Here is a 6,959-nt window from a genome sequence, read left to right on the forward strand (position 1 = left end):
AGAGCCGTGATGACCGCATTGCACGACCCGGCACCCCGCGTACTGGTGGACTGCGGTGTCTACGTGGACGGCGAGCGAGTTCCCGGCACGTTCACCCCCGCCGGCGCCCGCGCCAAAGTGCGTGAGATCGAGGCGGAGGGCCGCTCAGCATTCGTCTGGGTCGGCCTGCATGAGCCGGGCGAAGCCCAGATGCAGGGTGTGGCGGCAACATTCCAGCTGCACCCGCTCTCGGTCGAAGACGCCGTTCAGGCACACCAGCGGCCCAAGCTGGAGCGTTACGACGACACCCTGTTCTTGGCGCTCAAGACCGTCAACTACGTCCCGCACGAGTCGGCCGTACTGCCGCGCGAGATCGTCGAGACCGGCGAGATCATGATCTTCGTCGGCAAGAACTTCGTGGTCACCGTCCGCCACGGCGACCACAGTGGCCTCGCCGATGTGCGCAGACGCATGGACTCCGATCCCGAGCAGATGCGGTTGGGGCCCTTTGCCGTGATGCACGCCATCGCCGACTACGTGGTGGACCGCTACGTGGAGGTGACCAACCTCATGGAAAGCGACATCGACGTCATCGAGGAGGCGGCGTTCGCGCCGGGAACCCGCACCGACGTCGAACCCATCTATCAGATCAAACGAGAAGTGGTGGAACTGCGGCGCGCGGTTGCCCCGCTGTCCACCCCGTTTGAGCGGATGCAGAACGACTACCGGGATCTGATCTCCAAGGAGGTGCGGCGGTATCTGCGCGACGTCGCCGACCACCAGACCCGCGCCGCCGAGCAGATCGCCGGGTATGACGAGTTGCTCAGCTCGCTGGTGCAGGCCGCGCTCGCGCGGGTGGGCATGCAGCAGAACACCGACATGCGCAAGATGTCGGCGTGGGCGGGCATCATCGCCGTCCCGACCATGATCGCCGGGATCTACGGCATGAACTTCGACTACATGCCCGCGCTGCACTGGGTGTTCAGCTATCCGCTGGTGGTGACGGGCATGGGCGTGATCTCCGCGGTGCTCTACCGCGCGTTCCGCCGCAACGGTTGGCTCTGACCATCCCGCGAGGCCCCATCCCCGTGAGGCCCCATCCCCGTGAGGGGGCGTGTTTGTACGCCGACACGCCGCTGCGGCTGTGCAACTCTGCACGCTCACCCCCGGTGCGAGCGTGCGCAGTTGCACGGATTTCTCGGCGTGTCGGCGTACAAACACGCCCCCTCGCCGAAACAACGCCGCTAGTGCGGCGCGGAGGCGCGGCGCTGCGGGTCGTGCACGTCCACACCGTCGGAGCGCCAGGCCTCACGCAGGGCCTCGGCGCCCTTGAGTCGAACCCATGCGGCCTCGGTCGCGGTGATCGGGACGGCGGCCAGAAACCGCACGGGCTCGCGTGGCGGCGCCAGCGCCAGCTCGGCGATATCGCTCTCACCCAGCAATACCGCGGTGAAAGGAACCGGACCAGAAGGTCCCGTCCACAGCGGCCCGCCGAGGTCGATCAGCGCGTCAGGCGCCAGCACCACTCCCTCAACGACGGGGGCCGCCGCAACCGCGGCGAGACTGCGGGCCAGCCCGGTATCAGAACCCGAAGAGCGCAGGCGCACAACGATTTCGGCCCGCGGACCCAGGACCGGGTCCGCAACCAGCTGGCCGGGGTCGCCCATCGGGTGGCGCGAACAACCCGCCGAGACGTAGTGCACCATCCGGTCAGGTCCGGGCCCGAATCGCAGTACGTCGATGGGCTCGACTCCCAGGAACGTCACGCGTGCGGTGTCAGGCCCGGCGGTCAGTCCCGCCGCGGCGAAGTGCTCACTGACATGCTCGCGCACGCGGCCAAGATCGGCACTCACCGCCAGCTCACCGCCCGGCCGGGGCGACACTGAGGTTCGCTCCGGTCGTGGCGTCGAACACCACCACCGTCTCGGGGCGCAATGCCAGCTCGATCGGCTGCCCGGCCACCGCCTTCGAGGCAGCCGGCACCCTTGCCACCAGCTCGTTGTCGGCCGGCGCATCTCCCGCGGCGGCGGGCGTGAAGTACAGGTATTTGTCGGCACCCAGCGATTCGACGAGATCCACCCGCGCCCCCAATGTCACCGCATCCGCCCGCCCGGCCTCGTCGAGCAGCGCGGCATCGCCGAGATGCTCCGGCCGCACCCCGACCACCACCTCGCCGCCGGCCGGGGCCGGATGCCTGCCGACCGCGTCGCGAACCTCGGCGCTGAGCGGGACCTCACCGAAGGCCAGGCGTACGCCAGCAGCTGTCAATGTTCCCGGGAAGAAGTTCATGGCCGGCGAGCCGACGAACCCGGCGACGAACAGATTGGCGGGCCGCTCGTAGAGCTCAGCCGGTGTGCCGATCTGCTGGGCGATGCCGCCGTGCATCACCACCACCCGATCCCCCAACGTCATGGCCTCGGTCTGGTCGTGCGTGACGTAGACGGTGGTGGTGTCCAGCCTGCGCTGCAGCCGGGCGATCTCGGTGCGCATCTGCACCCGCAGCTTGGCGTCCAGATTCGACAGCGGCTCGTCCATCAGAAATGCCTTGGGCTGCCGCACGATCGCCCGGCCCATCGCGACGCGCTGACGCTGTCCTCCCGACAGTTGCGACGGCTTGCGATCCAGCAGCGCGGAAAGGTCGAGGATCTTGGCCACCTCGTCCACCTTTTCGGCGATCTGCGGCTTCTTCATCTTGGCCAGCGTCAAGGGAAACGCGATGTTCTGCCGCACCGTCATGTGCGGATACAAGGCGTAGGACTGGAACACCATCGCGATGTCACGGTCCTTGGGCGCACGCTCGTTGACCCGCTCGCCGCCGATCCGCAGCTCCCCCGACGTGATCTCCTCCAGCCCCGCGATCATGTTGAGGGTGGTGGATTTTCCGCAGCCCGAGGGCCCCACCAAGATGATGAACTCGCCGTCGGCGATCGTCAGCGACAGATCTTTCACCGCCACCGCGCCGTCGGGGTAGCTCTTGGTGATGTGGAGGAGTTCGATCTCTGCCATCGGCTTATCCCTTCACCGCGCCGGAGGTCAATCCCGCCACGATCCGTCGTTGGAAGATTAGAACAAAGACGATGATCGGCACGGTGATCACCATGGCGCCGGCCGCGATCGAACCGGTCGGCTCCTCGAACTGCGAACTGCCGGTGAAATTGGCGATCGCCACCGGCGCGGTGACCGAGGACTTGGTGGCCGTCAGCGACAGCGCCAACAGCAGGTCGTTCCACGCGAAGATGAACACCAGGATCGCCGCGGTGACGATCCCCGGCGCCGCAAGTGGAGCGATCACCTTGCGGAATGCCTGACCGGGGGTGGCACCGTCCATCTTGGCGGCCTTCTCCAGGTCCCAGGGGATCTCGGCGAAGAACGCCGAGAGGGTGTAGATGGCCAGCGGCAGCGCGAAGGTGATGTACGGGATGATCAGGCCCAGCCAGGTGTCGAACAGCCCGGTAGCCCGTTCGATGTTGAAAATTGGTGTCACCAAAGAGATCTGGGGAAACATGGCGATGAGCAGGGCGGCTCCGACCAACAGCTTCTTGCCGGGGAAATCCAGGCGAGCCACCGCATAGGCGGCCATCGCTCCGATGACCACCGCGATCACCGTGGTGATCAGGCCGATTCCCACCGAGTTGATCAGGGCCGAACCGAAGACGTCGCCGGCGAAGATTCCGCGATAGTTGTCCAGCGTGATCGACGACGGAATCAGCTTGCCGTCCTTGACCGTCGATGTGGGCTTGAGTGACAAAGAGAGGATCCACAGCACCGGGACCAGTGCGTAGACCACCACGGCCAGGTCGATGATCAGCCACGCGGTGCGGCGGCGCAGCTCGGTCACTGCGGGCTCGATCCCGGTGCGGCAGCGCCGAACACCTTGACGAACAGCCACGCGATCAACGCCACGCAGACGAAGATCAGCACCGATATCGCCGAGCCCAGGCCCACGTTGAACCCCTTGAAGAGGTTGTCGTAGCCCAGGATCGAGACCGACCCCGTGCTGTTGGAGCCTGCGGTGAGCACATAGATGTTGTCGAAGATCCGAAAGGCGTCGAGGGTGCGGAACAGCAGAGCCACCAGAATCGCCGGTTTCATCATCGGCAGGATGATGGTCACCAGCCGCCGCCAGGGGCCGGCGCCGTCCATCTGCGCCGCCTTGAGCAGTTCCTCGGGCACCAGAGCCAGCCCGGCCAACAGCAACAGCGCCATGAACGGTGTCGTCTTCCAGACCTCGGCCAGCACCACTATTGCCAGCGACGGCAGCTGGTGCGTCAGCGGCGCACTGCCGGAAGGCAGCAGATCCGCCAGGTAGCCGGTACCGGGCGTCCAGGCGTAATACCAGCTGTAGGCAGCCGCGACCGTGACGATTCCGTAGGGCACCAGCACCGCCGTGCGCACCATCGACTTGGCGAACAGGCTGCGGTGCATGACCAATGCCAGGGCCAGGCCGAGGACGAATTCGATGGCCACCGACACCACGGTGATCCCCAAGGTCACCGCGAATGCGGTCCACCAATAGGAGTCGGTCAGGGTGGTCTGATAGTTGGACAGGCCGACGAATGCGGTGTCGTCGGGGGTGGCCAGGTTGTAGCGCAGCATGCTGAGCCAGATCGCGTAACCGATCGGATAGGCGGTCACGGCCAGCATGAGGATCACCGCGGGGCCGACCAGCAGCAGCGCCAGGCGCCGCTGTGAGCGGACGTCATCAGCGCGGGTCACGGGATCAGTCCCTTGCCGTCGATGGCCTTGCGTACCTGGACGGCGAGCTCGTCAGCGGTGCGTTCGGGGTCGATCGCGGTGATGGGCGCCAAGGTCGCCGATATCCGCGTCGAGACCGCCTGATACACCGGAGTCGCCGGGCGCAGCGCGGCATCGGTGAGTTGAGCACGGATCAGCTTGTGCTGCGGATACTTCGCCTGGAACTGCGGGTCGGCGTAGACCGAGGCACGCACCGCCGGCAGCCCGCCCTCGATGGCCACATATTTCTGGTTTGCCACGTCGCGCAGGCAGCGCACCACCTCGAAGGCTTCGCCGCGGTGCCGAGAGGTCTTGGCCACTGCCAGGTTCAGCCCACCGAGAGTCACCTTGGCCGGATGACCTGGCACCACCTCCGGGTACGGGGCGAACCCGAGCACACCGCGACTGGCGTCGTAGGCGATGCGGTACTGCTCGTCGCTGGGCGCAAAGGAGCCGACGCCGTCGATGCTGCCGGACAGATCCGGCCGTCCTTGCAGCGGAAGGAATCCCACTCCGCCCTTGACCGCGTTTTCCAGCATGGACGGCAGCACGAAGGGCCAGTTGACCTCCAGCGCCGCCTTGCCCTGCTCGAACGCCAGACGGGAGGTGCCCTCATCACTCTGAGTGATCGACGGGTCGGCGCCCGGAGCCGTCGCGACGGCTTTCATCACCCGCAACGCTGCGACGGTGGCGGCCCGGTGCGCTGCGGTGTCGGTGAGGGTGACGGTCTTGCCGTCGGCGGAAAGGACCTGGCCGCCGGCGCTGTGCAGCAGCGTGTTGAACCACACCACCAGACCTTCGTACTGCTTGGCCTGCACCGCGATCCAGCTGGGTTCACCGGCCGCGTGCAGACGCGCGGCCTCGGCCACCATGGCCTCCCAGGTGGCCGGTGCGGCCGTCATGAGATCCGGCCGGTACCACAGTAATTGGGTGTTGGTAACTGCCGGCGCCGCGTAGAGCCGATCCCGCCAGCGGGCGGTGGCCAGCGGACCCGGCAACGTGTCGTCGACCGCGTCGGCCTCGGCCTTGCCCGCCGGGTCCGCCGAGAGCGGCAGCGCCCAGCCGGCCTCGGCGAATTCAGCGGTCCAGACCACGTCCAGCCCCATCACGTCCAGGGAGCGGTCATTGCCGGTGAGCCGACGGGCCAATTGCAGCCGCTGGTCGTCGGCGGCGCGCGGGAGGCTGAACTGCTGCACGCGGTAGCGTCCCCCGGCCGCTTCGGTGCAACGCTGAGCCAGAACACGAAACGTCGCCGTGTCATTGGCCGGGGTATAGACGCTGATCACCGGCACATCGCCGCCGCTACCGGCGGCGCCGCACGCCGATCCCGCCGACGCAACGGTGAGTGCGGTCAGCGCAGCCGCGCCCAGCCGCCGTACGCGACCGCGCCGACTCGCCACGCCACTTGCCTCCCGTTGCCGTTTCGTGCCACGACGGTAAGGCCGCCCGGCCACGCTATGCAACAACGCAGAGTCAGAGGGTGAGCTTGGCCAACAGGTCCCGGCCCTGCTCGGCGCTCTGCGGGTCGCACAGCACGTCGTAGCGGCCGGCGACCAATTGCATGGTCGAGCTGAAATCCCTTGTCCCGCGAGCCATCGCGTAGGGAACCGACGAGGTGATCAATCCGAAGAACACGCCGGCGATCAGGCCGGTCACCAAAGCCTGGGTGGGATTGTCGCTGAATATGCCCAGCACCAGTCCGATGAACAGGCCCAGCCAGGCTCCGGTCAGCACTCCGCCGCCGAGCACCTTGGGCCAGGTGAGCCGGCCGGTGACCCGCTCGACCTGCATCAGGTCAACGCCGACGATCGTCACCTGCTGAACCGGGAACTGCTGGTCGGACAGATAGTCCACCGCGCGCTGCGCCTCGGCGTAGGTGGGGTATGACCCGATCGGCCAGCCTTGCGGCGGGGTCGGCAGTCGGGCCGGGTCACGACGTCCCGGCGTGCCCGCCGCACCGATCGGACCGGGGCCTTGTCCGGGCTGGAAGGGGCTGGTCATGGCATTTCTCTCTCCTCGCTCCGAGAGGCGGGCTGTCGGACGACAGGCCGCACCCGGCGCATCGGCTAGGTTGAACAGCATGACAGCTCCCGGCGGGGATTCTGGCGAGAATCCACGAGGCAACCCCAACCAGCCCTGGGCCGACCCGGGAGCGCCCGCGCCTGACCAGGGCGGATGGCCGTACCCATCGGGTTTCGAGGGCTACCCTCCCGGGCCTGGTTACCCGCCACCCGGCTTCCCGCCGC

Annotated in this window: 7 protein-coding genes; 1 reads left to right on the forward strand and 6 read right to left on the reverse strand. The window is 67.3% G+C overall.

What is annotated here, in order from left to right:
- Positions 1 to 9: 9 nt before the first annotated feature.
- Positions 10 to 1,044, forward strand: a complete 1,035-nt coding sequence (corA, locus tag BST15_RS15230) for a magnesium/cobalt transporter CorA (RefSeq protein ID WP_046189247.1) — start codon at positions 10 to 12, stop codon at positions 1,042 to 1,044.
- Positions 1,045 to 1,223: 179 nt separating this feature from the next.
- On the opposite strand, the gene BST15_RS15235 is transcribed toward corA, so the two are convergent.
- The 6 genes from BST15_RS15235 to BST15_RS15260 all read right to left on the reverse strand — a co-directional run bounded on the left by BST15_RS15235 (position 1,224) and on the right by BST15_RS15260 (position 6,714).
- A complete protein-coding gene (locus tag BST15_RS15235) occupies positions 1,224 to 1,832 on the reverse strand; it encodes a suppressor of fused domain protein (RefSeq protein ID WP_046189263.1) in 609 nt (202 codons plus the stop codon).
- A gap of 7 nt (positions 1,833 to 1,839) precedes the next feature.
- Positions 1,840 to 2,985 carry an ABC transporter ATP-binding protein gene (locus BST15_RS15240; RefSeq protein WP_046189246.1) on the reverse strand — a complete coding sequence of 382 codons (1,146 nt, stop codon included), beginning with the start codon at positions 2,983 to 2,985 and terminating at the stop codon, positions 1,840 to 1,842.
- Positions 2,986 to 2,989: 4 nt separating this feature from the next.
- Positions 2,990 to 3,817: a carbohydrate ABC transporter permease gene (locus BST15_RS15245; protein WP_046189245.1), complete on the reverse strand. Its 828-nt coding sequence runs from the start codon at positions 3,815 to 3,817 to the stop codon at positions 2,990 to 2,992.
- Positions 3,814 to 4,695, reverse strand: a complete 882-nt coding sequence (locus BST15_RS15250; RefSeq protein WP_046189244.1) for a carbohydrate ABC transporter permease — start codon at positions 4,693 to 4,695, stop codon at positions 3,814 to 3,816. The genes BST15_RS15245 and BST15_RS15250 overlap by 4 nt, the downstream gene beginning before the upstream one ends.
- The gene (locus tag BST15_RS15255; RefSeq protein WP_046189243.1) at positions 4,692 to 6,113 is read right to left on the reverse strand and encodes an extracellular solute-binding protein; all 1,422 of its coding nucleotides are present in this window, start codon (positions 6,111 to 6,113) and stop codon (positions 4,692 to 4,694) included. Before BST15_RS15255 ends, BST15_RS15250 begins: the two co-directional genes overlap by 4 nt.
- Positions 6,114 to 6,186: 73 nt before the next feature.
- Positions 6,187 to 6,714, reverse strand: coding sequence for a YflT domain-containing protein (locus tag BST15_RS15260; protein ID WP_046189242.1), 528 nt, complete (start codon positions 6,712 to 6,714; stop codon positions 6,187 to 6,189).
- Between the last annotated feature and the right edge of the window lie 245 nt (positions 6,715 to 6,959).

This window comes from Mycolicibacter arupensis, assembly GCF_002086515.1.
Classification (GTDB): domain Bacteria; phylum Actinomycetota; class Actinomycetes; order Mycobacteriales; family Mycobacteriaceae; genus Mycobacterium; species Mycobacterium arupense.

What these genes read in the sequence shown, in the direction of transcription:
- corA (WP_046189247.1), top strand. Translation starts at nt 10, where the DNA reads ATGACCGCATTGCACGACCCGGCACCCCGCGTACTGGTGGACTGCGGT.
- BST15_RS15240 (WP_046189246.1), bottom strand. Translation starts at nt 2,985, where the DNA reads ATGGCAGAGATCGAACTCCTCCACATCACCAAGAGCTACCCCGACGGC.
- BST15_RS15260 (WP_046189242.1), bottom strand. Translation starts at nt 6,714, where the DNA reads ATGACCAGCCCCTTCCAGCCCGGACAAGGCCCCGGTCCGATCGGTGCG.